Source organism: Micromonospora sp. NPDC048905 (assembly GCF_040649655.1).
Taxonomy (GTDB): domain Bacteria; phylum Actinomycetota; class Actinomycetes; order Mycobacteriales; family Micromonosporaceae; genus Micromonospora.
Genome location: NZ_JBEZFV010000020.1, coordinates 1 through 26087, shown reverse-complemented (window position 1 = coordinate 26087; position 26087 = coordinate 1). Strand labels below are relative to the sequence as shown.

23 protein-coding genes are annotated in these 26087 nt (G+C 71.2%); 11 read left to right on the top strand and 12 right to left on the bottom strand.

Going from position 1 to position 26087, the window contains the following annotated elements:
* Window positions 1-17: 17 nt before the first annotated feature.
* Window positions 18-866: a LysR family transcriptional regulator gene (locus AB0C01_RS31880; protein WP_357253382.1), complete on the bottom strand. Its 849-nt coding sequence runs from the start codon at window positions 864-866 to the stop codon at window positions 18-20.
* A 133-nt stretch (window positions 867-999) separates the two neighbouring features.
* Between AB0C01_RS31880 and AB0C01_RS31875 the strand changes: the two genes are divergently transcribed.
* The gene (locus tag AB0C01_RS31875; protein ID WP_357253384.1) at window positions 1000-1731 is read left to right on the top strand and encodes an SDR family oxidoreductase; all 732 of its coding nucleotides are present in this window, start codon (window positions 1000-1002) and stop codon (window positions 1729-1731) included.
* A gap of 210 nt (window positions 1732-1941) precedes the next feature.
* Here AB0C01_RS31875 and AB0C01_RS31870 read toward each other — a convergent pair whose 3' ends face one another.
* Entirely contained in the window at window positions 1942-3192 is a 1251-nt protein-coding gene (locus AB0C01_RS31870) for a DUF222 domain-containing protein (protein ID WP_357253386.1), read from the bottom strand.
* Window positions 3193-3506: 314 nt separating this feature from the next.
* On the opposite strand from AB0C01_RS31870, the gene AB0C01_RS31865 reads away from it, so the two are divergent.
* Window positions 3507-4340 (top strand): helix-turn-helix transcriptional regulator, encoded by an 834-nt coding sequence (locus AB0C01_RS31865; protein WP_357572889.1) that lies wholly within the window; start codon window positions 3507-3509, stop codon window positions 4338-4340.
* Window positions 4341-4346: 6 nt separating this feature from the next.
* Here AB0C01_RS31865 and AB0C01_RS31860 read toward each other — a convergent pair whose 3' ends face one another.
* On the bottom strand, window positions 4347-5171 hold the full coding sequence (locus AB0C01_RS31860) for an AraC family transcriptional regulator (RefSeq protein ID WP_357572888.1): 825 nt from the start codon (window positions 5169-5171) through the stop codon (window positions 4347-4349).
* 50 nt (window positions 5172-5221) lie between these two features.
* Here AB0C01_RS31860 and AB0C01_RS31855 point away from each other — a divergent pair, with 50 nt between their 5' ends.
* On the top strand, window positions 5222-5644 hold the full coding sequence (locus AB0C01_RS31855; RefSeq protein ID WP_357253392.1) for a DUF2000 domain-containing protein: 423 nt from the start codon (window positions 5222-5224) through the stop codon (window positions 5642-5644).
* Window positions 5645-5739: 95 nt separating this feature from the next.
* On the top strand, window positions 5740-7353 hold the full coding sequence (locus AB0C01_RS31850) for a ricin-type beta-trefoil lectin domain protein (RefSeq protein ID WP_357572887.1): 1614 nt from the start codon (window positions 5740-5742) through the stop codon (window positions 7351-7353).
* Between the two features lie 50 nt (window positions 7354-7403).
* Here AB0C01_RS31850 and AB0C01_RS31845 read toward each other — a convergent pair whose 3' ends face one another.
* The gene (locus tag AB0C01_RS31845; protein WP_357253396.1) at window positions 7404-9923 is read right to left on the bottom strand and encodes an ABC transporter permease; all 2520 of its coding nucleotides are present in this window, start codon (window positions 9921-9923) and stop codon (window positions 7404-7406) included.
* An 8-nt stretch (window positions 9924-9931) separates the two neighbouring features.
* Window positions 9932-10690: an ABC transporter ATP-binding protein gene (locus AB0C01_RS31840; protein WP_357253398.1), complete on the bottom strand. Its 759-nt coding sequence runs from the start codon at window positions 10688-10690 to the stop codon at window positions 9932-9934.
* Between the two features lie 171 nt (window positions 10691-10861).
* Here AB0C01_RS31840 and AB0C01_RS31835 point away from each other — a divergent pair, with 171 nt between their 5' ends.
* The 4 genes from AB0C01_RS31835 (at window position 10862) to sthA (ending at window position 15259) form a co-directional block, all read left to right on the top strand.
* Entirely contained in the window at window positions 10862-12055 is a 1194-nt protein-coding gene (locus AB0C01_RS31835) for a histidine kinase (RefSeq protein ID WP_357253400.1), read from the top strand.
* Complete coding sequence (locus tag AB0C01_RS31830) at window positions 12052-12690, top strand: response regulator transcription factor (protein ID WP_355029714.1); 639 nt, start codon at window positions 12052-12054, stop codon at window positions 12688-12690. The genes AB0C01_RS31835 and AB0C01_RS31830 overlap by 4 nt, the downstream gene beginning before the upstream one ends.
* 89 nt (window positions 12691-12779) lie before the next feature.
* A complete protein-coding gene (locus tag AB0C01_RS31825) occupies window positions 12780-13802 on the top strand; it encodes a cellulose binding domain-containing protein (protein WP_357253403.1) in 1023 nt (340 codons plus the stop codon).
* A 53-nt stretch (window positions 13803-13855) separates the two neighbouring features.
* Window positions 13856-15259: a Si-specific NAD(P)(+) transhydrogenase gene (sthA, locus tag AB0C01_RS31820; RefSeq protein WP_357253405.1), complete on the top strand. Its 1404-nt coding sequence runs from the start codon at window positions 13856-13858 to the stop codon at window positions 15257-15259.
* Window positions 15260-15264: 5 nt separating this feature from the next.
* On the opposite strand, the gene AB0C01_RS31815 is transcribed toward sthA, so the two are convergent.
* Together AB0C01_RS31815 and AB0C01_RS31810 are read right to left on the bottom strand one after the other, a co-directional pair.
* Entirely contained in the window at window positions 15265-16299 is a 1035-nt protein-coding gene (locus tag AB0C01_RS31815; RefSeq protein WP_357253407.1) for a CU044_5270 family protein, read from the bottom strand.
* 1 nt (window position 16300) lies between these two features.
* Window positions 16301-16840 carry a sigma-70 family RNA polymerase sigma factor gene (locus AB0C01_RS31810; protein ID WP_357253408.1) on the bottom strand — a complete coding sequence of 180 codons (540 nt, stop codon included), beginning with the start codon at window positions 16838-16840 and terminating at the stop codon, window positions 16301-16303.
* 199 nt (window positions 16841-17039) lie between these two features.
* On the opposite strand from AB0C01_RS31810, the gene AB0C01_RS31805 reads away from it, so the two are divergent.
* Window positions 17040-17456 (top strand): hypothetical protein, encoded by a 417-nt coding sequence (locus AB0C01_RS31805; RefSeq protein WP_357572886.1) that lies wholly within the window; start codon window positions 17040-17042, stop codon window positions 17454-17456.
* Here the strand turns inward: AB0C01_RS31805 and AB0C01_RS31800 are convergent.
* Window positions 17453-17848 carry a MerR family transcriptional regulator gene (locus AB0C01_RS31800; protein WP_357572885.1) on the bottom strand — a complete coding sequence of 132 codons (396 nt, stop codon included), beginning with the start codon at window positions 17846-17848 and terminating at the stop codon, window positions 17453-17455. The two genes, AB0C01_RS31805 and AB0C01_RS31800, sit on opposite strands and share 4 nt — an antisense overlap.
* A 40-nt stretch (window positions 17849-17888) precedes the next feature.
* Here AB0C01_RS31800 and AB0C01_RS31795 point away from each other — a divergent pair, with 40 nt between their 5' ends.
* Entirely contained in the window at window positions 17889-18584 is a 696-nt protein-coding gene (locus AB0C01_RS31795; protein ID WP_357253414.1) for a methyltransferase domain-containing protein, read from the top strand.
* Window positions 18585-18742: 158 nt separating this feature from the next.
* On the opposite strand, the gene AB0C01_RS31790 is transcribed toward AB0C01_RS31795, so the two are convergent.
* Together AB0C01_RS31790 and AB0C01_RS31785 are read right to left on the bottom strand one after the other, a co-directional pair.
* Window positions 18743-20080, bottom strand: a complete 1338-nt coding sequence (locus AB0C01_RS31790) for an endo-1,4-beta-xylanase (RefSeq protein WP_357572926.1) — start codon at window positions 20078-20080, stop codon at window positions 18743-18745.
* A 117-nt stretch (window positions 20081-20197) separates the two neighbouring features.
* Window positions 20198-21553: a PHB depolymerase family esterase gene (locus tag AB0C01_RS31785; RefSeq protein WP_357572884.1), complete on the bottom strand. Its 1356-nt coding sequence runs from the start codon at window positions 21551-21553 to the stop codon at window positions 20198-20200.
* 315 nt (window positions 21554-21868) lie between these two features.
* On the opposite strand from AB0C01_RS31785, the gene manD reads away from it, so the two are divergent.
* Window positions 21869-23077: a D-mannonate dehydratase ManD gene (gene manD, locus AB0C01_RS31780; protein ID WP_357572883.1), complete on the top strand. Its 1209-nt coding sequence runs from the start codon at window positions 21869-21871 to the stop codon at window positions 23075-23077.
* Window positions 23078-23101: 24 nt separating this feature from the next.
* On the opposite strand, the gene AB0C01_RS31775 is transcribed toward manD, so the two are convergent.
* Together AB0C01_RS31775 and AB0C01_RS31770 are read right to left on the bottom strand one after the other, a co-directional pair.
* Complete coding sequence (locus tag AB0C01_RS31775) at window positions 23102-25216, bottom strand: alpha-glucuronidase (RefSeq protein ID WP_357572882.1); 2115 nt, start codon at window positions 25214-25216, stop codon at window positions 23102-23104.
* A gap of 87 nt (window positions 25217-25303) precedes the next feature.
* Window positions 25304-25990, bottom strand: a complete 687-nt coding sequence (locus AB0C01_RS31770; protein ID WP_357572881.1) for a DUF624 domain-containing protein — start codon at window positions 25988-25990, stop codon at window positions 25304-25306.
* Between the last annotated feature and the right edge of the window lie 97 nt (window positions 25991-26087).

Genomic DNA, 26087 nt, shown 5'->3' with positions numbered 1-26087 from the left:
GTGAGTAGCACCGCGAGCTAGAGGCGGATCGCGGTCCGGATCAGCCCGGCGAGGGCCAGGGATCGGCTGTGCGGCGGCCACGCGATCACCGTCGTCACGGTTGGCGCGTCCAGCACCGGCACGGCAACGAGATCGCGGCGCAGGTCGGCCCGGCACGACTCGGGCAGGACCGCCGACGCTCGGCCGAGCGCGATCAGCTGGTACAGCTGCGCGCTGTCCCGCACCTGCGGACCGGGTCCGTCCGGGTACGTGCCGTCGGGGCCGGGGCGGCGGGGCGGCGGCAGGTCTGGTAGCGCGGTGACGTCGGCCATCCGCACCTGGGCCTGGGCGGTGAGGGGGTGCCCGGCCGGCAGGACCACAACCTGCCCCTCGGTGCTCAACTCCTCGGTGTCCAGTCCGACCGTCGAGTCGAACGGCCGGTGCAGCAGCGCCACATCCGCCCGCCCGTCGCGCAACAGTCGCTCCTGCTCGCCGATCCCGGACAGCAGCACGTCGACGGAGACCGCGCCAGGCTCGGAGGCGTACGCGTCAAGCAGCTTCGACAGCAACTCGCCGGACGCTCCAGCCTTCGTGACGAGGACCAGGCCGGGATGGCCGGCCCCGACGAGGGCTGCGCGGCGGGTACGGCGCTCGGCGGCCTCGACCGCGTCGAGGGCCGCCCGGCCCTCGACCAGTAGCACCGAGCCGGCCTCGGTCAGCGCGACGGTGCGGCTGGTGCGTTCCAGCAGCGCCACCCCGAGCCGCCGTTCCAACTGCGCGATCGCCCGCGACAGTGGCGGCTGCGCGATCCCGAGCCTCCGCGCAGCGCGCCCGAAGTGCAACTCCTCGGCGACCGCGACGAAATACCGCAGCTCACGCGTCTCCATACCCCAACGGTACCGACGGCACGGCCCGTCCCACTCGGGCGCCTATGGCGTGGCCTCGATGGATACCCGGGAGGTATCGACGCCCACCCAAGCGGTGTTGGCGGCCCGCTGGGGCGCGGACACGATCGGATGCATGAGCCAAACGACGATCGCGCTGGTCACCGGCGCGAACAAGGGAATCGGGTACGAGATCGCGGCCGGCCTGGGCGCCCTCGGATGGAGCGTCGGGGTCGGTGCGCGGGACGACACGCGCCGAGAAGCCGCGGTGGAGAAGTTGCGCCTCGCCGGCGTCGACGCGTTCGGTGTGCCACTGGACGTGACCGACGACGCGAGCGTCGCCGCCGCCGTCCGGCTGGTCGAGAAACGTGCCGGCGGTCTCGACGTACTCGTCAACAACGCCGGCGTCACCGGCGGTGTGCCGCAGGAGCCGACCACGGTCAACCTCGCGGCCGTACGGACGGCGGTGGAGACCAACGTGATCGGCGTCATCCGCGTCACCAACGCCATGCTGCCCCTGCTGCGTCGCTCGGCGTCACCGCGGATCGTGAACATGTCCAGCGGCGTCGGCTCCCTCACCCGGCAGAGCGGCTCCACCGACGAGTTGGCGACAGGCCCGCTCGCCGTCGCGTACGCGCCGTCGAAGACGTTTCTCAACGCCGTCACCGTCCAGTACGCCAAGGAACTGCGCGGCACGAAGATCCTGATCAACGCCGCCTGCCCTGGCTTCGTCGCGACCGACCTCAACGGCTTCCGCGGCGTCCGTACCCCGCAACAGGGTGCGGCGATCGCGATCCGACTCGCGACCCTGCCCGACAACGGGCCTACCGGCGGGTTCTTCGAGGACGCCGGTGTGGTGCCCTGGTGATCAATCAATCCACCGACCGCAGTAGCTGAGCGGGCGCGGGGCGTGCCGGACCCTGGCCGCGCGCCCCGCACCGCCCCGGTGGCCGGTGGGCCGTGCCGGATCCTCGTCGCGCGCCGCTCTTCACCTCGGTGGCCGCGTGGACTGCGAGCGTGCTGTGCTGGCCGCTCGGTCGGCCTGCCGGACGACGTGCTCGTTGTCTGCTGCTGGTGCTCACGTTCGTCGGTGGTAGTGGTTGCGCCGAGGGAGTTGAGCGGGGTCAAGCCAGGCGGGTGGGACGAATTCGGGGTGGCCGTCGCCTGCCAATCGCACGGTCCAGTCGCTGTGGTGCAGGTGCCGGTGGTGGTGGCCGCAGAGCAGGACGGCGTTGGTGAGGCTGGTGGTGCCGCCGTCGGCCCAGTGGTGGATATGGTGGGCGTCGCACCAGCGCGGTGGGCGGTCGCAGCCCGGGAAGGCGCAGCCGCGGTCACGCAGCACCAGTGCTCGCCGGAGGGGGCCGGTGATGAGGCGGCGTTGCCGCCCGAGGTCGAGTGGTTGGCCGGCTCCGCTGAGGACGGCGGGGAGGATGGCGGCGTCGCAGGCGAGTCGGCGTACGGCCTCGGGGGTGAGGTGCAGGCCGGTGTCGAGGGTGCCGCTGCCCAGTTGCCGGGTCAAACCGTCGTAGCTGGTGGTGACGACGATCTGGGCGGAATCCCCGCCGTGCTCGGGCAACTCGCCGGTCCGCAGGGCGAGGCGGCACACGTTGCCGATGGCGTCGTGCCGGCGTTGCCCGGGAGAACGCTTGTCATCGGGGCCCGAGGGTGCGCCGAGTGGGTCGATGGCGGCGCGGAGCAGCCCGGCGGTCTCGGTGTCGAGGATGCCGGTGAGTCGCAGGCGACCGTCGGTGAGGGTGGAGAGCGTGAGGTGGCGGTCGCGGGTGGCGTGGCGGGCCTCGGCGTCCAGAGCCGCTTCGGCGGCGGCGTCGGCGATGTCGGGTGCGACGTGGTCGAGGATGCGGGTGCTGAGTCTGCGTAAGAGGGTGGGGTCGAATTGCCCGGCCCACTCGACGAGCACTCCGAGGGCTTTGTCAGCTGCCTCGGGACCGGCGGTGGCCTGCACGGTGTCGACCGCGTCGGCGATGACCCGGGCCTGGTCCACAGTGATCTGGCCATCGGCCAGTGCGTGGCGTACCCCAGGATCGCCGGTGTCCAGCGCGGCGGCGAGGTCGACGAGGCGACGGGCGGCCGGGATGGTGAGGCGCAACCGGTCGCGGAGCCAGACCACGGTCGAGGAAGCACCCTGCGTGGCGGCGGCGCCTCGGCCGTCGAGCTCGCGAATCAGGGCCAGCTTCACCGCGGCGAGACGCTGCTCGACGCGGTGCGCGGTGTCGAGCGCGGCGATCAGCTCGGCCTCGGGCAGTGCCCAGGTGGCCGCATCGGAGCAGGCCGCGAAGGCGTCCTCTGCCTGCGTCAACTCCTCGACCATGAACAGAGTCTAGAACAGGTGTACGACACTTTCGGTCGTCATGATCCATCTGCGACCGGCCTGTCAGGCGACAGGCCCGGCCGGCGAACGGACGCCTGGTTCCGGCGCGACCGTCGGCGAGGCGACCTCCACCCGCGCCGGGCAGCGCATCTCTGCGGGTCGTGGCGTTGGCCGTCGACCGCCGGGCGGCCCGGAACGTGCTGGTGGTCCGGGCCGTCCGCTCGCGGAACATCGCACCCCTGCGCGCCTGTTGCACCCGATGTGCCGGCCACCGCCGGCACCGAGCACTCCGACCGGGTGGAGGATGAGACACCGTGGACCGCGCCCCGCTCGCCAGCTTCCTGCGCACCCGCCGCGAGGCCCTTCAGCCCGAGGACGTCGGGTTGCCCCGGGGCCCACGTCGGCGCACCAGTGGGCTACGGCGCGAGGAAGTCGCCACGTTGAGCGGTATGTCCACCGACTACTACAGCCGGTTGGAGCAGCAGCGGGGGCCACACCCGTCGGAGCAGATGCTCGCCGCCCTGGCCCGTGGCCTGCGGCTCTCCCGGGCCGAACGGGATCACCTGTTCCAACTCGCCGGCCACGCCGTCCCCCACCGGACGGTACGGGCCGACCACGTCAACCCGGGAATGATGCGGATCCTCGACCGGATGCACGACACACCGGCCCAGGTGGTGAACCATCTCGGCGAGACCCTGGCGCAGACCGCGCCGGCCATCGCCCTGCTCGGCGACGAGACCCGGCACACCGGGCTGGCCCGCAGCGCGCACCACCGCTGGTTCACCGACCCGGCGGCACGGCGGCTGCACCCGGCGGAGGACCACCACACGCAGAGCCGCCTGCTCGTGGCGAGCCTGCACGCCTCGTACACCCGGGACGGCCGGGGGTCGCGGGCCGCGACCCTCGTCGAGGATCTGCTGGCCCGGAGCCCGGAGTTCGCCCAGCTCTGGCGGGAGCACCCGGTGCCGGCCGGCTACTGCCCGCCGAAGCGCTTCCTGCATCCGGAGGTCGGGGCCTTGGAGCTGCACTGTCAGACCCTGGTGGACCCCGACGCGTCCCAGACGTTGCTGGTCTTCACCGCCGTGCCCGGGTCGGCCAGCGACGAGAGACTGCGGCTGCTCACCGTCATCGGCGGACAACTCGTCTGATCGCGGTCAGCCCTCGCCGGAGCGCCGGGTCCGTCGCCGGGTGTAGCGCGCCGGGCTGACGCCCAGGTGCCGCCGGAAGTGGCGGGTCAGGTGCGCCTGGTCGAAGAAGCCGGCCGCGACGGCGACCGCGGCGGGCCGCTGCCCGGCGAGGAGCAGGCGGCGCGCCAGCTCGACCCGGCGACCGGTCAGGTACGAGTGGGGTGGCACCCCGTGCACGTGGGTGAACGTGCGGACCAGGTGGGTCGGGTGGGCGTGCAGCAGCTCGGCGGCCTCCCCCAGCGTGACGCCCTCGACGGTCCGGGAGTCCAGCAGCTCCCGCAGTCGGGCCGCGAGGCCACCCGCGGGCGGTGTGAGGCTGACCGGGGTGCGCTTGTGGAGCTGCCCGCGCAGCCGGTCCAGGATGAGCGCGAGCCGACTCTCGGCCTCGAATTCGTCACCGGGTGCGGCGAGCACCCGGTGCAGGTGGTCGATCCGGTCGCGCAGCCGCGGGTCGGCCAGGTCCGGCTCGTCGACCGCCCGGCCGACCAGCTCGGCCCCGAGCGCCGAGGTGTCGAGGTACAGGACCCGCTTGCGGAAGCCGTTCGCGGTGGCGGAGCGGCCGTCGTGCGGCACGTACGGCGGCAGCAGGGTGACCGAGGTAGGCAGCGCGCCGTGCCGGTGTCGGTCGAGGTCGAAGCGGACCGCGCCGTCGTCGACGATCAGCAGCGTCCACACGTCGTGGATGTGCCGCGGGTAGGCGTGGTCCACGAAATGGGCGTGGAAGACCTCGGCGACCCCGGCTACCGCAGGTCGCCACGCGCTGACGTGCGAGCCCGGCGGGCGGGTGGTCACGCTAAGAACGTACAAGACCGGTAGGTGTCGCGGCGGGCAGGCTCGACGCCATGAGCGAACCCATCCGATTCCCCACCAAGATCGCCGTACTGCTGCGCAACGACCTGGCGAGCTGGCAGCGGCTCAACGTCACGGCCTTTCTGGTCAGTGGCATCGCGAACGCCGTGCCGGAGCTGCTGGGCGAGGAGTACCGCGACGCGGACGGGACCGCGTACCTGCCGATGTTCGGCCAGCCGGTGCTGGTCTTCGCCGGTGACCGGGCCACGCTTGTCGGCGCGCACTCGCGCGCCCTGGCCCGTGGGTTGCGGATGGCGGTCTTCACGTCGGAGTTGTTCGCCACCGGCAACGACCGGGACAACCGGGCCGCCGTGCAGGCCGTCGGCCGGGACAAGCTCGACCTGGTCGGCGTGGCGCTGCACGCTCCACGCACCGTGGTGGACAAGGTGCTCAAGGGTGCGTCCATGCACCCTTAGGGCGTGTGGGGCGACGAAGACATTGATATCCGTGTGTGCGACTGTAATGATTAACACACTTTACAGTTGTTTCGCCGCCCCGGAAGGACCCCCACATGGCGCGACGATTGGCCGGGCGCCTGCCCCGCCGCCCCCGCATCAGACTGACCTCCGCGCTCGCCGCGGCCCTGCTCGCCGTACCGACCGGCCTGACGGTCGGCGCCGCACCCGCGATGGCGGCCGCGACGGGCGCCATCACCGGGTACGGCGGCAAGTGCGTCGACGTGGCCGCCGCGAACCCAGCGAACAACACGGCGGTCCAGCTCTACACCTGCAACGGCTCGACGGCGCAACAGTGGACGGTCGGCGACGACGGCACGATCCGGGCGCTGGGCAAGTGCCTCGACATCGCCGCCGCCAGCACCGCCAACGGCGCCCGGGTGCAGATCTACGACTGCAACGGCACCGGGGCGCAGCAGTGGTCGTCCACCGCCGGGCAGGTGGTCAATCCCATCTCCGGCAAGTGCCTCGACGCGACCGGCCAGAGCGCCGCCGACGGCACGCCGCTCCAGATCTGGAGTTGCACCGGCACCGCCAACCAGACCTGGACGCTGCCCACCGGCGGTGGCACCACACCACCCCCGTCCGGTGGTTTCACGCACCCCGGCGTGCTGGTCAGCCGGGGTCAGCTCGACTTCGTCCGCGGTCGGGTGCAGGCCGGCGCGCAGCCGTGGGCGTCGGCCTACAGCCAGATGATGGGCAGCCGGTACGCCTCGCTGTCGCGCACCCCGGCACCCCGCTCGGTGGTCGAGTGCGGCTCCTACTCCAACCCCAACAACGGCTGCACCGAGGAGCGGGAGGACGCGATCGCCGCGTACACCGACGCGCTCGCCTGGTACGTCACCGGCGACGCCCGGTACGCGCAGAAGTCGATCCAGATCATGGACGCGTGGTCGGCCACGATCACCGCGCACACCGGCAGCAATGCCCCGCTGCAAACCGGCTGGGCGGCCTCGGTCTGGCCCCGGGCCGCCGAGATCATCAAATACACGTACACGAGCTGGCCCAACGCCAACCGCTTCGCCACGATGCTGCGCAACGTCTACCTGCCGGTGGTGCGCAACGGCTCGAACAGCAACGGCAACTGGGAACTGACCATGATGGAGGCGGCGGTCGGCATCTCGGTCTTCCTGGACGATCGCAGCGCCTACGACGCGGCGGTCAGCCGCTTCCTCAACCGCACCCGGGCCTTCGTCTACCTGCCCAGCGACGGCGCACTGCCGTACACCACGCCCGGCAGCGGCCTGGACACCAGCTCGGAGATCATCGGCTACTGGCAGGGCCAGTCCACCTTCGTCGCCGGCCTCGCGCAGGAGACGTGCCGCGACTTCGTCCACACCGGCTACGGGATCTCCGCCATCTCGCACGTCGCGGAGACCTCCCGGATCCAGGGACGGGACCTGTACCCACAGGTCGGTGAGCGGTTGCGCCAGGCGCTCGGTTTCCACTCCCGCTACCAGCTCGGTGAGGCGCCTCCGTCCTGGCTCTGCGGCGGCAGCCTCACCCGAGGCCTGGGACCGATCACCGAGGTCGGCTTCAACGCGATGAGCACCCGGCTGGGCAACGTCATGACCAACACCCAGACGCTCACGCTGCAACAACGTCCGGCCGGAACCAACAACCTCTTCGTCGCCTGGGAGACGCTGACCCACGCCAACAACCCCAACTGAGCGGGCCGCCGTGGGCCGGCACCACGTTCCGGTGCCGGCCCACGGGGTGCTCAGTTGTCGGCCCCCAGCGCCACCACCGGGCTGACCCGCGACGCCCGGCGGGCCGGCAGCACCCCGGCCAGCGCGGTCAGCGCGACGAGCACCACGAACAGCCCGGCCAGCGGTAGCAGCGGCGCGGTGAGCGGTGCCTCGATCCCGAGGGTCTGGACCGTCAACCAGGCGTACGGGACGCCGAGCAGCAGGCCGATTGTCGCGCCGATCACCCCGTACAGGCCGGACTCGACGGTCAGCATCGTGCGCAGGCCGGTCCGGGACAGGCCGATCGCGCGGAGCAGCCCGGACTCGCGGATCCGCTCCACCACCGACAGCGCGGTCGTGGAGCCCACGCCGACGACGGCGATCAGCACGGTCAGGCCGACCAGGCCCACCGCGATCCAGACCAGGGTGCGCAGCAACGCGTCGTTGCGGTCCCGTTCGTCGGCGAGCACCGCGAGGCCCACCCCTTCGCTGCCCCCGATCGCCTGCCGCAGCGCCCGCACGCCGGTGGTGCGGCCGTCCTCGCCGGCACCGGCCGCGTCGGCCAGCAGACCGGTGTACGCGGCCGGCACACCGATCCGGTCCAGGTCGGCCGGATCGGCGAGGATGCCCGCGTGCAGCGGGCCGTCGCCGGGCAGGACCGCGACCACCCGCACCTCGACCCGACCCGTGGCGACGGCGAGCGTGACGGTGTCGCCGGCCCGCAGACCCGCGTCCCGGGCGACCCAGCTGTTCAGCACGATCCGGCCGGGACCCCGATCGGCCAGGGTGCCCTGGGCGACGTCCAGCGCGCCGGTGCTCGGCAACGCCGCCACGTCCAGGTCGCTGGTCGGGTAACCGGGGTCGACGTCGCCGAGCTTGTCGGCGCCGCGCAGCAGCGTGGCGTCACCGACCATCCGGTACGGCACCACCCGGGCCAGCGCGCCGCGCGCCGCCTCGGCCCGGCGCACCACGTCCGGCGGCAACGTCCCACCGTTGCCGGTGACCTCAAAGTCGGTCGGCGCCGACAGCGCCATCTCGCGGTCGGCGAGGATCTGCAACGACGCGCCGCCGATGACCACCCCGGAGATCAGGGTCACGCCCAGCGCGACCACGACGGAGACCGCGGCGGCTCGGCGCGGCGCCCCGCCGATCCCGCCGACCGACATCCGCCCGAGCGGCCCGAGCTGGCGCAGCGGCCAACCCACCACGGCCAGCACCGGGCGCACCAGCAGCGGGCCGAGGGCCACCAGCGCGAAGAACGCCAGCGCGCCGGACGCGACGAGCAGGAGCAGTGGCATCGACGGGTCGTAGTCCGACTGCTCCGGCTTCGGCAACTGGCTGATCGTGGCGACCGCCGCCAGGACCGCGCCGACGGTCAGGAGCAGCCCGAGGACCAGACGCAGCACACCGATGCCGCGCCGGCCGCCGGTGGTGCTCGCCGTCCGCAGCGCCTCCAACGGGGAGACCCGGGCGGCCGAGAGCGCCGGTGCCAGCACGGCCAGCACGGTGATCACGACCGCGCCGATCACCACCGCGACCGCCGCCGCCAGGGGCAGGCCCGGCGAGGAGACCGAGTGACCGGTGGCGCGCAGGATCGCCGGCAACGCGTACCCGAGGGTGAGGGCGCCGGCGACCCCGACGACCCCGGCGACCAACCCGGTCAGGGCGCCCTCGGCGGTCAACGCGCCGACCAGGGTGCCCCGACTCGCGCCGACGGCCCGCAGCAGCGCGAGCTGCCGCATCCGCTGGGCGAAGACGATGCGGAAGGTCGAGGTGACCACCAACGCCGCCGCGGCGACCGCGATGGAGACGAACATGCCGACCAGGACGAAGAGTTTCGCGACCTGTTCGGCCGCCGCGTTGGCCTCGGCGTCGCGCACCTCGGCGCCGGAGCGGATCGGCTGGCCGGCGACCGCCGCGCTCACCCGTTGCCGGACGTCCTCCGTCGAGGCGCCGGCCCCGACCCGGACGTCGACGCGCTCCACCGCCGTCAGGCGCGCCCAGCCGATCACGGCGCTCTCCGGGGCGTACGCGTCGTAGCCGGCGTCGGCGGCGACGTCCACCACACCGGTCACGGTGAGCGGGGCGGGCGTGGTGAGTTCGCCGCCGGTACCGCTGGTGGTGGTGCCGACCGAGAGCCCGAGCCGTTCGGCGGTACGCGGGGTGATCGCGATCTCGCCGGGCTGGTCCGGATAACTGCCCTCGATCACCCGGACCGTGCTCAGCGGGCCGCTCCCCGGATCCGCCTGGAGGTTGAGGTACCCCGCGCCGATGGAGACCCCGGTCGCCACCCGGGGCACCGCCTCGACCACCCCGGGAACGGCCCGGATCTTCCGCAGGTCCGTCACGGTGGGTGGCGGCACGTCGACGCTGCCGATCACCAGGTCGGTGACGGCCGGGGTGCCACTGAGGTTGTCCCGCACGGTCCGCTCGGTGATCTGCTGCACCAGCACGGTGCCGAAGACGACGAAGGAGGCGACCAGGATCGCCAGGCCGGTCAGGATCAGCCGGCCGGGCCGCCGGGCCGCGGCGCTCGTCTGGGTACGCAGCACTGTCGCCCTCATCGACGGGCCGCCAGGTCACGCAGCGCGTCGGTGACCGACACCTGGTCCGGCTTGTCGATCTCGCCGGCGACCCGCCCGTCGGCGAGCAGCACCACCCGGTCGGCGTACGCGGCGGCGATCGGGTCGTGGGTGACCATGACGACGGTCTGGCCGAGGTCGCGTACCGAGTCGCGCAGGATGGTGAGCACCTCCGCCCCGGAGCGGGAGTCGAGGTTGCCGGTCGGCTCGTCGGCGAAGACCACCTCGGGTCGGGCCACCAGGGCGCGGGCCAACGCGACCCGCTGCTGCTGGCCGCCGGAGAGTTCGCTGGGGCGGTGGTTGAGCCGGTCACCGAGGCCCAGCATCCGCACCAGGTGCGTGAGGAGTTCGGCATCGGGCTGACGGCCGGCGAGGTCCAGCGGCAGGGTGATGTTCTGTGCGGCGGTGAGCTGCGGCAGCAGGTTGAAGGACTGGAACACGAAGCCGATCCGCTCCCGGCGGACCCGGGTCAGCGTCCGGTCCGACTGGCCGGTCAACTCCGTGCCGCCGAGCAGGACGCGGCCGGAGGTGGCCGTGTCGAGGCCGGCGAGGCAGTGCATGAGCGTCGACTTGCCGGACCCGGACGAGCCCATGATGGCGGTGAACTCGGCCCGGCCGAAGCCGACCGAGACCCCGTCCAGGGCACGGACGGCGGTGTCGCCGCTGCCGTACACCTTCACCAGGTCGACCGCGGCGACCGCGGCGTGGCTGGTCTCCGGCGGGGCGTGGGTTGTCATTGTTCCTCCAGTGGCTGCGATGTGGCTGGACAGCCGGTGGCTGCGATGTGGCCCGGACAGCCTCGCCGCCGTGGGCGGGTGGGCACATCGGCCCGTGGCCGGGTATCGCCGGCGCCGGGTCTGTCTTTCGGCCGATCTGCCCGCGCCGTCCGCTGGCTACGCTGGGTCACCATGAGCACGCCGGATCTTCGACACTGGTGGGTACGCCTGGCCCAGGCCGCCGGCCTGCTGGCCATGGGGCTGCTCGCCCTCTTCGACCTCCGGTTCGGGGCGCCGGAGAGCCTGGCCGCTCTCCTGCTCCTGCTGGTGCGGATGGGGCTGGCGGTGGCGACGGTGCCGCTCTGGCTGCCGGTACACCGGCTGGGTTCGCGGCTGCTGCCGCTGGCCGCGCTGGGGCTCGCCTTCGTCTCACTGGCCGTGACCGCGGCCGTCCTGCTCTTCTCCAACGACATCTACCTGTTCAGCAGCAGTTGGGGGCTCGCCGAGTCGGCCGGGCTGATCGGTGTGGTCTTCGTGGTCACCCGCTGGGGCGCGCCCCGGCTCGCCCCGTGGGCGGCGGTGGCCGTCGGGCTGGCGGTCGCCGCGCTGCCGCTGCGCTCCGGCACCGAGAACCTGCTGGTGATCTTCGGGCTGCTCCAGGTGCTCGCCGCGGCCGGCGCCGCCGGGGTGGGGCTCTACCTGCGGATCATGGCTGCCGGCCGGGACCGGGCGATCGCGCTGGTGCGCGCCGAGCAGCGCGCGGAGTTCGCCCGTGACCTGCACGACTTCATCGCCCACCACGTGACCGGCATCGTGGTGCAGGCGCAGGGTGCCCGGTTCGTCGCCGAGCAGGACCCTCGTCGGGTGATCGTGGCGTTGGAGCAGATCGAGCGGGCCGGCACGGAGACGATGGCCTCGATGCGCCGGATGGTGGGGATCCTGCGCAACCCGGACAGCCCGCCGGACGCGCCGTTGGCCCCCCTGGCCGGCGTGACCGAGTTGCCGCCGCTGCTGGCCGGTTTCAACGGCACGGCGAGCGCCCCGGCACGCCTACACGTCGACGGTGACCTGGACGGGCTGCCGGTGGAGGTCTCGACCTCGGCGTACCGGGTGGTGATGGAGGGGCTGACCAACACCCGCCAGCACGCCCCGGACGCCCGATCCGTGGACGTCGCCGTGCGTCGTACCCCGGACTGGTTGCTCGTCCGGGTCGCCGACGACGGCGCGGCCGGGCGGACCGCGCCCGCCCGGGGCCACGGCTTCGGCCTGATCGGCCTCACCGAGCGGGTACGCGCCCTCGGCGGCACGATCACCGCCGGACCCGGCGTCGCCGGCGGCTGGGTGCTCGACGCGGCGTTCCCGCTGCGGGCGGCGGTGGGGCGATGATCCGGGTGTTGATCGCCGACGACCAGGCGATGGTCCGGACCGGCTTCGGCATGATCATCGGGGCGCAGTCGGACATGGAGGTCGTCGGCGAGGCCGCCGACGGGGTGGTCGCGGTGGAGTTGGCCCGACGGCTGCGCCCGGACGTGGTGCTGCTGGACATCCGGATGCCCCGCCTCGACGGACTCGAAGCACTGCGGCTGATCGCCGGGCCGGGCGTCGCCGACCCGATCCGGGTGGTCGTGGTGACGACCTTCGACCTCGACGAGTACGTGCACACCGCGCTCTCCAACGGCGCCTGCGGTTTCCTGCTCAAGGACTCCGGCCCGACGTTGCTGGTGGAGGCGGTCCGCGCGGCCGTGTCCGGCGACGCGCTGATCAGCCCCTCCATCACGGTACGGCTGCTGGAGCACCTCAGCTCGCCCGCCCCGGCGCGCGGCGACACCGGGCTGTCACCACGGGAACTCGACGTCGTGAAGCTCGTCGCCCGGGGCCTGACCAACGCCGAGATCGCCGCCGGGCTGTTCATCGCCGTCGGCACGGTCAAGACCCACCTGGCGAGCGTGCAGATGAAGCTCAAGGCCCGCAACCGGGTGGAGATCGCCGCGTGGGCCTGGGAACGCCGCCTCGTCGGCTGACGGGGACAGCGACGCGACCGCCACTGGCCTACCATCGTCATCAGTCGATGACTGGTCCGCTGCGGTCACCCGAAAGCGAGGCGATCATCTTGCGCGATCATGCGTGGCGCGGCGTCCGGTCCAGGGCCGCCGCACTGGCTGCCTGCGCGCTCACGGCGGCCCTGGTCGCCACCGGCGCGACCCCGGCCTACGCCGCCGCCGACACCGAATCCCCCACCGCCCCCGGCCCGATCACCATCGCCGCCATCGACACCACCTGGGTCGAGCTGACCTGGGCTGCCTCGACCGACAACGTGGGGGTGGTCAGTTACCCGGTCTCCGCGCAGTTCGAGGACAACGGCAGGACCTGGTCGACCGACACCAACAGCATTCGGCTCACCGACCTGCAGCCGTCACGCACGTACACCTTCTTCGTGAGGGCGCTGGACGCGGCCGGCAACAGCTCACCGTCGACCGGGCCCCTGCGGTTCACCATGTCACCGGGGGACGACCAACCGCCGGGCGCGCCGGGTCAACCGGTGGCGTACGACGTGGCCGCCACGCAGGTCTGGCTCCGCTGGACACACTCGGTGGAGAACGCCGCGCTCGAGCGGTACCAGGTGTTCCGGGTCGGCGCTGGCGGCGCGCTCACCTTCGTCCGCGACGTGTCCCAGTACCCGCCGGTCAACAGCACCCAGATCGGCGGGTTGACGCCGAACACCACGTACACCTTCGTGGTGCAGGCCCGCGACGAGGTCGGACTCCTGTCCCCCCTGTCGGCACCGGTCACCGTCACCACCCTGCCACCACCGCCGAGCTGCGAAGTCCGGTCCGACGTGCGGCAGTGGTCGGACGGCTTCGTGGCGCACCTGGCCGTGAAGAACACCGGCACCACGGCGATCAACGGGTGGACGATGACGTGGCGGTTCTGGGCCAGCCAGCAGGTCCACGGCATCTGGGGCGCGAAGGTCGTCGACCGTCCCAACAACAGCTATCTGCGGGTGGGCAACACCGGTCGCAACGCGGTGATCCCGCCGGGCGGCACGGTGTCGCTGGGGCTCGTCGCCTCCGGCACGCAACTGCCCCAGGAGATCACGCTCAACGGCGGCCTCTGCGTGGTGGCAGACGAATAACGCTCGGCTCCGGGGTCTGGCGCCAGTCGCGACATCTTGCGACGCTAGCGGTTGTGTATGACTACGACCTGTTGGTGCTGGGCTCCGGACCCAGCGGTCAGAAGGCCGCGATCGCTGCCGCCAAGCTCGGCAGGCGGGTCGGCATCGTCGACCGCCGCGACATGATCGGTGGGGTGTGCATCAACACCGGCACGGTCCCCTCCAAGACGCTGCGCGAGGCCGTCCTCTACCTGACCGGGCTGAGTCAGCGAGACCTCTACGGCAGCAACTACCGGGTCAAGGAAGAGATCACGGTCAGCGACCTGGCGGCCCGGACCCAGCACGTGATCACCCGGCAGACCGACGTCATCCTCAATCAACTGGCCCGCAACCGGGTCGCGCTGATCACCGGCACCGGCCGCTTCGCGGACGCGCACTCGATCTGGGTCGACGGCGGCTCCGGCCGTGAGTCGCGGGTGACCTTCGACAAAATCATCATCGCGGCGGGCACCCGCCCGGCCCGCCCGGACAGCGTCGACTTCGACGACCGGACGATCGTGGACTCCGACGGCGTCATCAACCTGCAGGCCGTCCCGCGCAGCATGGTCGTGGTCGGCGCCGGCGTGATCGGCATGGAGTACGCGTCGATGTTCGCCGCGCTCGGCACCAAGGTGACGGTGGTGGAGCGCCGCGAACGGATGCTCGACTTCTGCGACGACGAGGTGATCGAGTCGCTCAAATACCATCTGCGCGACCTGTCCGTGGCGTTCCGCTTCGGCGAGGAGGTCGCCGCCGTGGAGAAGCACCAGACCGCCGCGCTGTGCATCCTCAAGAGCGGCAAGAAGATCGTCGCGGACACGGTCATGTACTCGGCCGGTCGGCAGGGTCAGACCGACGACCTGGCCCTGGAGGCGGCCGGGTTGGAGGCGGACCGACGCGGCCGGATCAAGGTGGATGCCAACTACCGCACCTCGGTGGACAACATCTACGCGGTCGGTGACGTGATCGGTTTTCCCGCGCTCGCGTCCACCTCGATGGAGCAGGGTCGACTGGCGGCCCAGCACGCCTGCGGCGAACCGATCCGGGAGATGCACGGCCTGCAACCGATCGGCATCTACACCATCCCGGAGATCAGCTTCGTCGGGCAGACCGAGGCGCAGCTCACCGACACCTCGACTCCGTTCGAGGTCGGCATCGCACGTTACCGGGAGCTGGCCCGAGGTCAGATCGTCGGTGACTCGTACGGCATGCTCAAGCTGCTCGTCTCCCCCGAGGACGGCCGGCTGCTCGGGGTGCACGTGTTCGGCACCGCCGCCACCGAGATCGTCCACATCGGGCAGGCGGTGATGGGCTGCGGTGGCACGATCGACTACCTGATCGACGCGGTGTTCAACTATCCGACACTGGCCGAGGCGTACAAGGTGGCCGCCCTGGACGCGTCCAACAAGATCCGCAACATCACCCGCATCGACGGCTGAGCCGTTCAGCCTGGCAACGGGACGTACTCCGCGACCAGATACGACCGGTAGGTGATCACCGCGGGGATCGTCACGTTCAACCTGCCCGCCGTGGTGGTCAACACCTCCTCGTAGCCGAGCAGCACACCCGAGTCGGGGTCGATGATGACCGTGTACTGGGCGGGCAGCCCATGGGCGCTGGACGTGATCGAGAACGCCTCACCGGCGCGGCCGGCCCGGTCGGTGACGGTCCCGGTCACGGTGATGCCCGGAAGGTCGGCCAGCAGCCGCAGCGTCGTGGCCCGCTGCGCCGGATTCAGCAGCCGCACACCGGCCAACTGAGCGACATCCTCCAGATACTGCACCGGCGCCTCGGGTGGTGGGCTGCCGGCGTCCAGCCACGTCCGTAGCGTCGCGACGTCCGTCGGCACCGCACCCGGCCAGCCCGGCGTGAATTCACCAGCGGCGTAGTCGGTCGTCTCTCGGGACAAGTCGACCCGACCGCCCCGCCGCTGCCACTCCTTCCGGTCGGCCTCGGCGCGGAAGACTGGCGGCAGCTCCTTCTTCACCATCCGGCCGGCGTCGTCGTCGGTTCGCCAGGACCGCCACTGCTGCGGTACGACGGCGGACGTCGTCCGGCCACCGGAGGTCGAGGAGTTGAGGAACCAGTTCGCCGACTCCAGGTGCTCCACCGTTCCCGCCGGCCTCGGTGCCGTCGGCTGTGCGGCCGCCACCCCGGCCAGGCGGCGCAGCCGAACGTCGGCCCGTTCCGTGGTCGGCGCCGGGCCGTAGGTCAGCATCGCCGGGGTGACCGCCCACACCGGCTGCGGCTCCCGCACCGCCTCAAGCGTGACGATCCCGGCTGCCAACACCAGCACCGCCGCGCCGGCCGCCAGCACGAAGCGGCGTCGCGGGAGGACACGACGACCGGTGGACCGCGCACGATCCGTGGCGAGGATACGAGCGAGGTCCGCAGCCTGGCGCTGCTCGTCGGCGGGAAGAACGTCGCGCGCCGGATCGAGGCCACCCAGCAACTGGCGTACTTCATCGAGGGTCTTCATGTCACCCACCCACATTCATCGACGGCGCCTCGGCCGATGGTCGGCTCACCCCGTCAGCGGTCACATCCAACCGCGCCCGAAGCCGACGGCGGGCACGCATCAACCGCATCGCGAACGTCGCTCTCGAGCACCCGAGCACCACCGCCGCCTCGGTCGGGGTCAGCCGCTCCCAGGCCACCAGCCGCAGGATCTCCTGGTCAGCGTCGGACACCTGGGCGAAGGCGGTCACGACGTCACGCTGGCTGATCACCTCGTCGGCGTGGTCGTCCTCCACCGACCGGCCCGGCTCCGCCGCGACCCGCAGCGTCAACTCCCGCCACCGCTGTCGCCCCCTCGCCTCGTTGGCCAGCACCAATCGGGCCACGCCGTAGAGCCACGGCAGCACCGAAGCGGGCGGCACGTCGGCCAGGCGACGCCACGCCACCAGGAACACCTCGGCGACCACGTCACTGACGTCGGACCCGATAACCCGGCGAGCCACATACCGCCACACGTGATCGTGATGACGCCTGTACAGCTCGGTGAACTGTTCCTCCACCACGTCCGCAGCACCCCCTATCGGGCTTATGTCCGGGACCAGCCCTGACATCACACCTGATCAAGGCGGCCGTACGGGTTGGGCGCGACAAACGCCACGCGCACGTCGTGGTCGCGATGTCGGTGCTGCCCGCTACCGTGCCGGCACTGTTGGGAGCTGGAGGAAAGAGGCAGCGGTGGGCGCATCCGGATGGAGCTACCTTGTGACGTACCAGCCAGACCTGGACGCGGCGTTGGACGCCCTGCGGGACACCGTCTTCGCCGAGGGCGACTACTGGTGGGCCCGGGGTGAGACCCCCAACGTGGCCAGCGACTATCCCCACCGCCCGGCCACGATGGAAGAGCTGTTCAACGACGAGTGGGTGCAGGAAATGGGCACCCACTCCATCCTCGACGTCTACCGGGTCCTGGCCGAGCGTGAAAAGCCCGACTTCGGCACGGTCGAGCCGGTGAGCGCCGCCGAGGCGCTGCGCGAGGCCGGCACCGAGCGACTCACCCGCGAGCACCTGGACGCGATCAAAGGGCTGGCCTCGCAGGCCTGGTTCGGCCGCTGCGCGGTCCTGCACGACGAGCAGGGCAAGCCGGAGGAGATCTACTTCTGGGGATACTCCGGCGACTAGCCGCTGCCCCCGACCTCCACCAGCTCCGCCAACTGGCCGCGGTAGTTCGGGCAGGTCGTGACGTCCTCATGTGAGCAGTTCAGCCCGGCCTCCAACAGATCGAGCGCCGACTGCAGCGCCGCCATCCTGGCTCGCAGCACGCCGTGGTTGCGGCGCAGCACGTCCTTGCGAACGGCGGGGTCCCCCGCGGCGAGGAACGCCCGGATGTCCGGCAGCGACAGGCCGGCCTGCTTCGCGCGCAGGATCGAGGCCACCCGGAACAGGTCGTCGCGGGTGTAGCGGCGACGACCGCCGGTGACCCGGGCGGGGCAGAGCAGGCCCACCGACTCCCAGTGCCGCAGTACGTGCGCTGGCAGGCCAAAGTGGTCGGCCACGTCCCCGATTGTCATCATGCTTGACTTCACGTCGACATTAAGTCCGAGCATGGCGGGCATGTCCAGTCTTCTAGCTGTCCTCGATGCCATCGAGAGCAAGCCCGCGGCCGTCGAACTGCGAGCCCGTTCCTACGAGTTACTCGGCGACCTCACCGGCCGAACCGTCGTCGACGTTGGCTGTGGCAGCGGCCGCGCCGTCGCCGAGTTGGCCGAGCGCGGAGCCCACGCGCTCGGTGTCGACCTCGATCCCGAGATGATCGCCATGGCCCGTAAGCGCTGGCCGGCCGGCGAGTTCCAGGTCGGCGACGCCACCGAGCTGCCGCTGGAGACCGGATCGGTCACCTACTACCGGGCGGACAAGGTGTTGCACGTGCTCGACGACCCGGCACGAGCCGTGGCCGAGGCCCGGCGGGTGCTCGCGCCGGGCGGCCGAGCCGTGCTGCTCGGGCAGGACTGGGACCTGATCGCCATCGACTCGGACGACTCGGAGACCACCCGTCGGCTGGTCCACGAGAAGGCGGACTCGCTGCCGTCGCCACGCGTTGCCCGTAGGTATCGCAACCTGCTGCTCGACGCCGGGTTCACCGACCCGATCGTCGAGGTGCACACCGCCGTGTTCACTGACGACACCGCGCTCGACGTGGTGAAGCGGATCACCGACGAGGAGATCTGGCTCGGCGAGCAGGCCGAGCGCGCCAGCGCGAACCGGATCCTCGTTGTCGTGCCGATCTTCCTCGTCGTCGCCCAGGCGTGACCGGAAACATCGATCAAGCTCGGTGGGCCTGCTCCGCACCGATGTCGGTGCCTTCCTCCCCGCCACATCGCCCGATGATCAAGAGGTTTGCGTCATGACACGCCAGGCAGGATGACGCAAACCTCTTGATCAGTGAGGGCCGGGGGGCGGTGATCCGTCTAGCTGGCCGCGCAGGTGGGGCTGGGGCTGCCTACGGTGCCGGTGCCCTGGAAGCCGAACTCGGTGGACTGCCCGGCGCCGACCCGGCCGTTGTAGGACACGTTCGTCCAGTTCGTCGTGCCGGTGGTACCGCTGGAGTTGGCACTCCAGGAGTTGGTGACCGTCGCGCCGGACGGCAACGTGATCGTCACGGTCCAGCCGTTGAGAGCCGCCGAGCCGGCTGTCACCCGTACGTTCGCCACGAAGCCGCCGGTCCACTGGTTCACCGTCACCGTCGCGGTGCAGCCACCCTGCCCCGGCGGAGGAGTGGTCGGCGGGGCCGTGGTGGGCGGGGCCGTGGTGGGCGGCGCGGTGGTCGGCGGGACGCTTGTGGGCGGGGCCGTCGTGGGCGGCGTGGTGCCGTTGTTCAGCGCGGCGAGGACGGCGTCGTACGCCGGCTTCTTGGAGCCGTTGCTGTTGAACAGCAGCGGCGTCTGCGAGGCTCGCCACGAGTCACTGTCGCGGATGCCCCACACCGTGATCCCGTTGCAGCGGGCCACGGCCAGGCAGTCCTCGACGACCCTGCGGTAGGTGTCCGCCGACGCCCCCTGGATGTCCAGCTCGGTGATCTGCACGTCCACACCCAGCGCCGCGAAGCTCGACAGCGTTGTGCGGTAGTTGCTGGCGTACGGCGAGTCGTTGTTGAAGTGCGACTGGAAACCCACGCAGTCGATCGGCACACCACGGGCCTTGAAGTCCCGCACCATGTTGTAGACGCCCTGCGTCTTGGCCCAGGTCCAGTTGTCGGTGTTGTAGTCGTTGTAGCAGAGCTTCGCGCCCGGATCGGCGGCGCGGGCCGCCCGGAACGCGGCCTCGATCCAGTCGTTGCCGGTACGTTGCAGGTTCGAGTCCCGGCGACCACCCGAGTTACCGTCGGCGAACGCCTCGTTCACCACGTCCCAGGAATAGATCTGCCCCTTGAAGTGGGTCGCCACCTGCGTGATGTGGTTGAGCATCGCGGTGCGCAGCGCGGTGCCCTCCATGCTCTGCATCCACCCAGGCTGCTGGCCGTGCCACGCCAGGGTATGACCGCGTACCTGCATCCCGCGACTGCGAGCGTGGTTGACGATCTGCTCCGACGAGGCGTAACTGAACCGGCCCTGCTGCGGCTCGGTGGCGTCGATCTTCATCTCGTTCTCGGGCGTCACCATGTTGAACTCACGGTTCAAAATCGTGGTGTACGCGTTTTCCGAGAGCTTGTACGCCGCCACCGCCGTACCGAAGTAGCGACCCTTCTCGGCGGCGGACGCGCCCAGCGTGGTCCCGGCGGAGGCGGGTGCCGTCACGAACAGCGCCATGCCGACGGCGAGGGCACCCGCGCCGGTCAGCGCGACCACGGCCCTCGATGCCGCCTTCCATCTCGTGTTTCTCATCGTGTGGCTCCTTCTGTGGTGGTGGTGGGGTGGCAGGGACAGTCAGGACACCGAGCAGGCGGCGCCGTTCAGGGTGAACGACGAGGGTTTGCCGGTGCCGCCTCCGTGCGTGGCCTGGAAGCCGATCTCGACCGAGGCGTTCGGGGCGATGGTGGCGTTGTAGGAGACGTTGCGGGCGGTCACCGCACCGCTGGTCGGCGAGTACTGCGCGTTCCAGCCGCCGGTGATGGCCTGCCCGCTGGGCAGCGTGAAGGCCAGTGCCCACCCGTTCACGGCGGCCGTGCCGGTGTTGGTGATGGTCACGCTCGCGGTGAGCCCGTTGTTCCAGGCGTTGACCGCGTAGCCGACCCGACAGGCACCCGCGTTCGGGGGCGGCGTGGTCGGGGGCGGCGTGGTGGGCGGTGGCGTGGTGGGCGGTGGCGTGGTCGGGGGCGGTGTGGTGGGCGGCGGTGTCGTCGGGGGCGGTGTGGTGGGCGGCGCGGTGCCATCCAGCCCGAAGAAGCGGATGACCTGCGCGGCGTCGACCGGCAGGTTGTGCGTGACACCCTGCATGCTGATCGCCTCGACCGGTGCCATCGGGCCGCTGCTGCCGTACCGGGTGCGGGTGTGGCCGGACTGCGGCGAGTCGGTGTACGTCGGGGTCTGACTCAGCCCGTGCACGTTCGTCCACTGCTTGACCTGCTCGCCGAAGTTCGGGTAGCGCAGCGTCTCGTCGTTGGTGCCGTGCCAGATCTGCATGCGTGGTCGCGGACCGGTGTAGCCCGGGTACGCCGCGCGGACCAGGTCCCCCCACTGCTGCGGGGTCCTGATGAGCTGTCCGTTGGCGCACTCGCTGTTCCACTCGGAGCTGCCCCCGGTGGCGAAGCAGCCGAACGGCACACCGGCGAAGGAAGCGCCCGCCGCGAACACGTCCGGGTAGTCACCGAGCATGACGTTGGTCATCATCGCTCCGGACGAGGTGCCGGTGGCGAAGATCCGCGCCGGGTCGGCGGCGTAGCGCTGCCGCACGTGGTCGACCATCGACATGAGCCCGACCGGGTCGCTGCCTCCGCCACGACGCAGGGCCTGCGGAGACGCCACGTCCCAGCACTTGCTGCTGCGGGTCACCGATGGGTAGATCACGATGAATCCGTACCGGTCCGCGAGGGACGCGTACTGGGTGCCGGAGTGGAATGCCGGACCCGACCCGGTGCAGTAGTGCAGGGCCAGCAGGATCGCCGGTCGGGTGGCAACCCGGTCCGGGACGTACAGGTGCATCTGAAGGTTTGTGGGGTTGGTGCCGAAGCCGGTCACCTGGGTCAACGTCGCCGCCGACGCCGGGGTGGCGACGGTCAGCGCGGCGCCGGCCAGCGTCAGGGCCACCATGGCGGCACCGAGCAGCCTTGTCTTGAGTGTCATCGATCGCGATCCCTCGGGAGATAGGCGCGTGGAAGGGGACTGAAGTCGAGGACTGCCCTTCGCCCGACCCTGACCGCGGCTCGCGTGACGAAGTCAGCTTCGATCGACCGCACTCGATTGTCAAGACTTCCGGAAACCTTTCGCCGCAACGGATTCCGGGCTCACCTGCGCAACCCTTCGCACGGGCGGGTCCGACCGTCGGTGGCGGCTCGCGGGCTATTATCGGGAGGTTCTCGAAACGTGCCGGACTTTCACATCCCTCTCGCCCCTCGATGCGCGTCCGCCGACGACGCCTGCGGGCACGAAGGAGATTCAGTGAGGATCGTCGATGCCCGGGTCATCCTGACCTGTCCGGGCCGCAACTTCGTCACTCTCAAGATCGTCACCGACGAGGGGGTGACCGGGGTCGGGGACGCCACCCTCAACGGCCGGGAGTTGGCCGTCGCCTCGTACCTGCGCGACCACGTGGCGCCCCTGCTGATCGGTCGGGACCCGGCCCGCATCGAGGACACCTGGCAGTACCTGTACCAGGGGGCGTACTGGCGGCGCGGCCCGGTCACGATGAGCGCCATCGCCGCCGTGGACACCGCGCTGTGGGACATCAAGGGCAAGGTCGCCGGCCTGCCGGTCTACCAACTGCTCGGTGGACGGTCGCGCGAGGGCGTCACCGTGTACGGCCACGCCAACGGCGAGACCGTCGAGGACGTGCTGGTGGAGGTCGCCCGCTACGTCGACCTCGGCTACCGGGCGGTCCGGGTGCAGTGCGGGGTGCCGGGCCTACCCAAGACGTACGGGGTCAGCACCGACAAGTTCTTCTACGAGCCGGCGGACGCGGCGTTGCCCAGCGAGGCGACCTGGTCGACCCCCCGTTACCTGGCGCACGTGCCGAAGGTCTTCGCCCAGGTACGCGACGAGTTCGGCCCGACGCTGCGGCTGCTGCACGACGTGCACCACCGGCTCACCCCGATCGAGGCGGCCCGGCTCGGCCGCAGCCTGGAGCCCTACGCGCTGACCTGGATGGAGGACCCGGTCCCCGCCGACCTCCAGGAGGGCTTCCGCCTGATCCGGCAGCACACCACCACCCCGATCGCCGTCGGGGAGGTGTTCAACAGCATCTTCGACGCGGCCCAGCTCATCCGGGAGCAGCTCATCGACTACATCCGGGCCACCGTGGTGCACGCCGGTGGGATCACCCACCTGCGTCGCATCTTCGACCTCGCGGCGTTGCACCACGTCCGCAGCGGATCACACGGCGCCACCGACCTCTCCCCCGTCTGCATGGCCGCCGCGTTGCAGCTCGACATCTCCATCCCCAACTTCGGCCTCCAGGAATACATGCGGCACACCGAGCAGACCGACGAGGTGTTCCCGCACGGCTACCACTTCGCCGACGGCTACCTGCACCCGGCCGAGTCTCCCGGTCTCGGGGTGGACATCGACGAGGAGGCGGCGGCCCGTCACCCGTACTCGCCGGCGTACCTGCCGGTGAACCGGCTGGAGGACGGCACGGTCCACCCCTGGTGACCGCGCCACCGGCACCCGGCCGGTTCAGTGGATACGCCGCCCCCGCTCGTCCGGCACCCCGGACTTGCGGAAGAAGTACGTGTTGATCTGGTCACGCCACTCGGTGGCGGACCGCACCTGCTCGTCGAGGCGTTCGGCCACCCGCTCGTACACGGCGGGGTCGATCATCCCGTTCAGCGTCTGCCACCTGCGGCGCATCGCCACCACCTCCTCGACACCGGCGAAGTGCGTGTCGTAGATGTGCTGGATGACAGTCGAGCCGCTTCGCAGGACGTGCCGGTACGGCACATGGTGGAAGAAGAGCAGCAGTTCGTCGGGGCAGGTCTCCGGAGTCTCGTACACCTCGGCCCAGTACGGCGGGTACTGGCCGGCGAAGCCGGTGCCCGACGCACGGCTGCGGTCCACGCCGACGCCGTCGCGGTCGGCGAAGTGGTAGGTGCCCCACCGCGAGTACTCGTACCCGTCGACGCCGGGGCCGTAGTGGCCATCGGGGTTGACCATGAACCCAACGCCCAACGGGGCGGTGTACCGCTCGTAGGTGCGCCACGAGTCGTCCATGATCTCGTGCAGCGTCCGCCGCACCAGGGCCGGGTCGGCGGTGGCGGACGGCGGGAAGGTCAGCGTCATCCATTCGTCGAGGACCGCCGTCGGGTCCAGCTCCGGATTCCAGGCGAGCCGCCCGAACGAGTACAGGTTGGCCTGCGCCAACGGGTGCCCGGTCCAGAACCTGTCGTCGCCGGTGTTGGCGACCGCGACGAGGCCACCGCCGGCGTCCGCCGCCCCCGCCACCACGTCGGCCACCGAGCGTCCGCCCGGCCCCCAGAGGGCGAAGCGCAGCACCTCACTCCACCAGGGACCGAGGTGGCAGATGTGTCGCTGCTGGCCGGTGTATTCCTGCGTGACCTGCAACTCCACCGCCAGTCGGGTGGCGGGCATCGCGGCGATCACCGGGGAGATCGGCTCGCGGGTCTGGAAGTCCACCGGACCGTACTTCACCTGGAGGATCACGTTGGTGCGGAACCGCCCGTCGAGTGGGGCGAAGTGGTCGTACGCGGCGCGCGCCCGGTCGGTCGACCGGTCCCGCCAGTCCTGGTGGTGGTTGTAGACGAACGCCCGCCAGTGCACGACTCCCCCGTGCGGGGCGAGCGCGTCCGCCAGCAGGTTGGCCCCGTCGGCGTGGTCGCGTCCGTAGGTGAACGGGCCGGGTTGCCCCTCCGAGTCGGCCTTCACCACGTAGCCGCCGAAGTCGGGAATGCGGTCGTAGACGTTGCGGGTGGTCTCCGCCCACCAGCCCCGCACCTTCTCGTCCAGCGGGTCGGCGGTCGACAGGCCACCGAGGACCATCGGCGCGGCGAAGGTGACCGACAGGTGCACCCGGATGCCGTACGGACGCAGCACGTCGGCGATCTCGGCCACGTCGCCGAGCCGGTCGGTCAGCAGCAGCGCCTCGGTACGGGCGACGTTGACGTTGTTCACCGAGATGGCGTTGACGCCGCTGGCGGCCAGGAGTCGGCCGTACTCGCGGATGCGCGCCAGGTCGCGGCGCGACCGGCCGTCCTGCCAGAAGATCGAGCCCCCCGCGTAGCCCCGTTCGACCTGGCCCATCACCGGGTGCACGGCCACGTTGTCCCAGTGGTTCAGCATCCGTCGGCGCAGCGCGGGCCGGTGTCGCTCCGGCGGGCGGGTCGGGTCGAAGGCCGCCGCGCAGAGCCGGACCACGTGGAAGAGCCCGTACAGCAGGCCGGCGGGCGCGTCGGCCAGCACCACGGTCACCGGGCCGGCGTGGGTCAGCAGGAACCCCTCCTTGCCGAGCATCCCGTCGGCGACCTCAACACGTGCCGCCTCCATCGCCGGGCCGGGCAACTCGCCCGCGCCCCGCAGGGCGAACACCAGGTCGACGTCGATGTCCCAGGAGGGGTTGTGCCACACCCGTCCGCCGTAGCGCGCGCAGGCCCGCGACACCTCGTCGAGCACGGTGTCGACGAGCAACCCGTCTCCGTGGACGAGAACGCGGCGCGCGCCGAGGGTCCGGAAAGCCTCAGGTGGCAGCCAGGCCGGGTGTACGCGCGGCTCGTCCGTGTCCAGCGGCTCCTCGACGAACATCAGTTGCTCCAGGTCCACCCATTCTTCGGCGTTCATCGATCCTCCCTCAGCACGACGACACCGTACGCCAGCTTCCCCACGTTCGGGTGTCGTCGCCCCCGAAGGGCACGGTGCCGGGCGGGCTCATCGGAGGAACTCGTTCTGAATCAGCCGGACCATCGGGTCGCTGACGCGCAGGAGCGCCAGGACCGCGACCGAACCGAGCATCGCCAGCACGGCCTCGGAGAAGACCGCGGTGACCGCGGCCGCCGCGGCGACCAGCAGCGCGTTGCCGACGGTGACACCGGGGGTACGCACCAGGAAGTGCACGGCCAGTCGGAGTACGTCCCGGCTGCGGAAGTCGAACAGCGAGGTGATCACCAGGGCGTTCGCCGCGCAGAGCGTCACACCCACCGCGAGCAGGACCAGCGGCACGGTCCACCAGCCGGGGAGCCCGACCGCGCCCCGGTAGGCGAGGTTCACGGCGAGCACGGTCAGCCACAGCAGCGTCGGCACCCAGACGCGCAGCACGCCGGACAGGTTGGCCCGGTAGCCGCGCCAGAACACGGCGGCGGGTCGTAGGTCGGTCAGGTCGCTGCGTTGGTGGCGCAGGGCGTACAGGGCGGCCGAGAGTGCCGGGCCGACCGGCACCAGCAGGACGGCGGCCAGCGGCAGGTTGCTGGGGTCACGGCCCAGCAGCAGCATCGGGAGCAGGCCGGGCAGGGTGGTGAGCAGGAACAGCAGCTCGACGACGAGCAGGATGTAGACCCGGGACGTGATCCGGGACAGCGGCCCGTCGCCGAACTGTCGCCAGGTACGCGCGGCGCTCACGGCTGCTCCATAAGATTGTTGATGTCCGGGATCGATGTCTCGGATGCCCGGAGCGGTGGGGTGTGGCTGATGGCTGCTTGCCCGTGGTGGTTCCGAA

What these genes read in the sequence shown, in the direction of transcription:
- AB0C01_RS31880 (WP_357253382.1), bottom strand. Translation starts at nt 866, where the DNA reads ATGGAGACGCGTGAGCTGCGGTATTTCGTCGCGGTCGCCGAGGAGTTG.
- AB0C01_RS31875 (WP_357253384.1), top strand. Translation starts at nt 1,000, where the DNA reads ATGAGCCAAACGACGATCGCGCTGGTCACCGGCGCGAACAAGGGAATC.
- AB0C01_RS31870 (WP_357253386.1), bottom strand. Translation starts at nt 3,192, where the DNA reads ATGGTCGAGGAGTTGACGCAGGCAGAGGACGCCTTCGCGGCCTGCTCC.
- AB0C01_RS31855 (WP_357253392.1), top strand. Translation starts at nt 5,222, where the DNA reads ATGAGCGAACCCATCCGATTCCCCACCAAGATCGCCGTACTGCTGCGC.
- AB0C01_RS31850 (WP_357572887.1), top strand. Translation starts at nt 5,740, where the DNA reads ATGGCGCGACGATTGGCCGGGCGCCTGCCCCGCCGCCCCCGCATCAGA.
- AB0C01_RS31840 (WP_357253398.1), bottom strand. Translation starts at nt 10,690, where the DNA reads ATGACAACCCACGCCCCGCCGGAGACCAGCCACGCCGCGGTCGCCGCG.
- AB0C01_RS31835 (WP_357253400.1), top strand. Translation starts at nt 10,862, where the DNA reads ATGAGCACGCCGGATCTTCGACACTGGTGGGTACGCCTGGCCCAGGCC.
- AB0C01_RS31830 (WP_355029714.1), top strand. Translation starts at nt 12,052, where the DNA reads ATGATCCGGGTGTTGATCGCCGACGACCAGGCGATGGTCCGGACCGGC.
- AB0C01_RS31815 (WP_357253407.1), bottom strand. Translation starts at nt 16,299, where the DNA reads ATGAAGACCCTCGATGAAGTACGCCAGTTGCTGGGTGGCCTCGATCCG.
- AB0C01_RS31800 (WP_357572885.1), bottom strand. Translation starts at nt 17,848, where the DNA reads ATGATGACAATCGGGGACGTGGCCGACCACTTTGGCCTGCCAGCGCAC.
- AB0C01_RS31795 (WP_357253414.1), top strand. Translation starts at nt 17,889, where the DNA reads ATGTCCAGTCTTCTAGCTGTCCTCGATGCCATCGAGAGCAAGCCCGCG.
- AB0C01_RS31790 (WP_357572926.1), bottom strand. Translation starts at nt 20,080, where the DNA reads ATGGCGCTGTTCGTGACGGCACCCGCCTCCGCCGGGACCACGCTGGGC.
- AB0C01_RS31785 (WP_357572884.1), bottom strand. Translation starts at nt 21,553, where the DNA reads ATGACACTCAAGACAAGGCTGCTCGGTGCCGCCATGGTGGCCCTGACG.
- AB0C01_RS31775 (WP_357572882.1), bottom strand. Translation starts at nt 25,216, where the DNA reads ATGAACGCCGAAGAATGGGTGGACCTGGAGCAACTGATGTTCGTCGAG.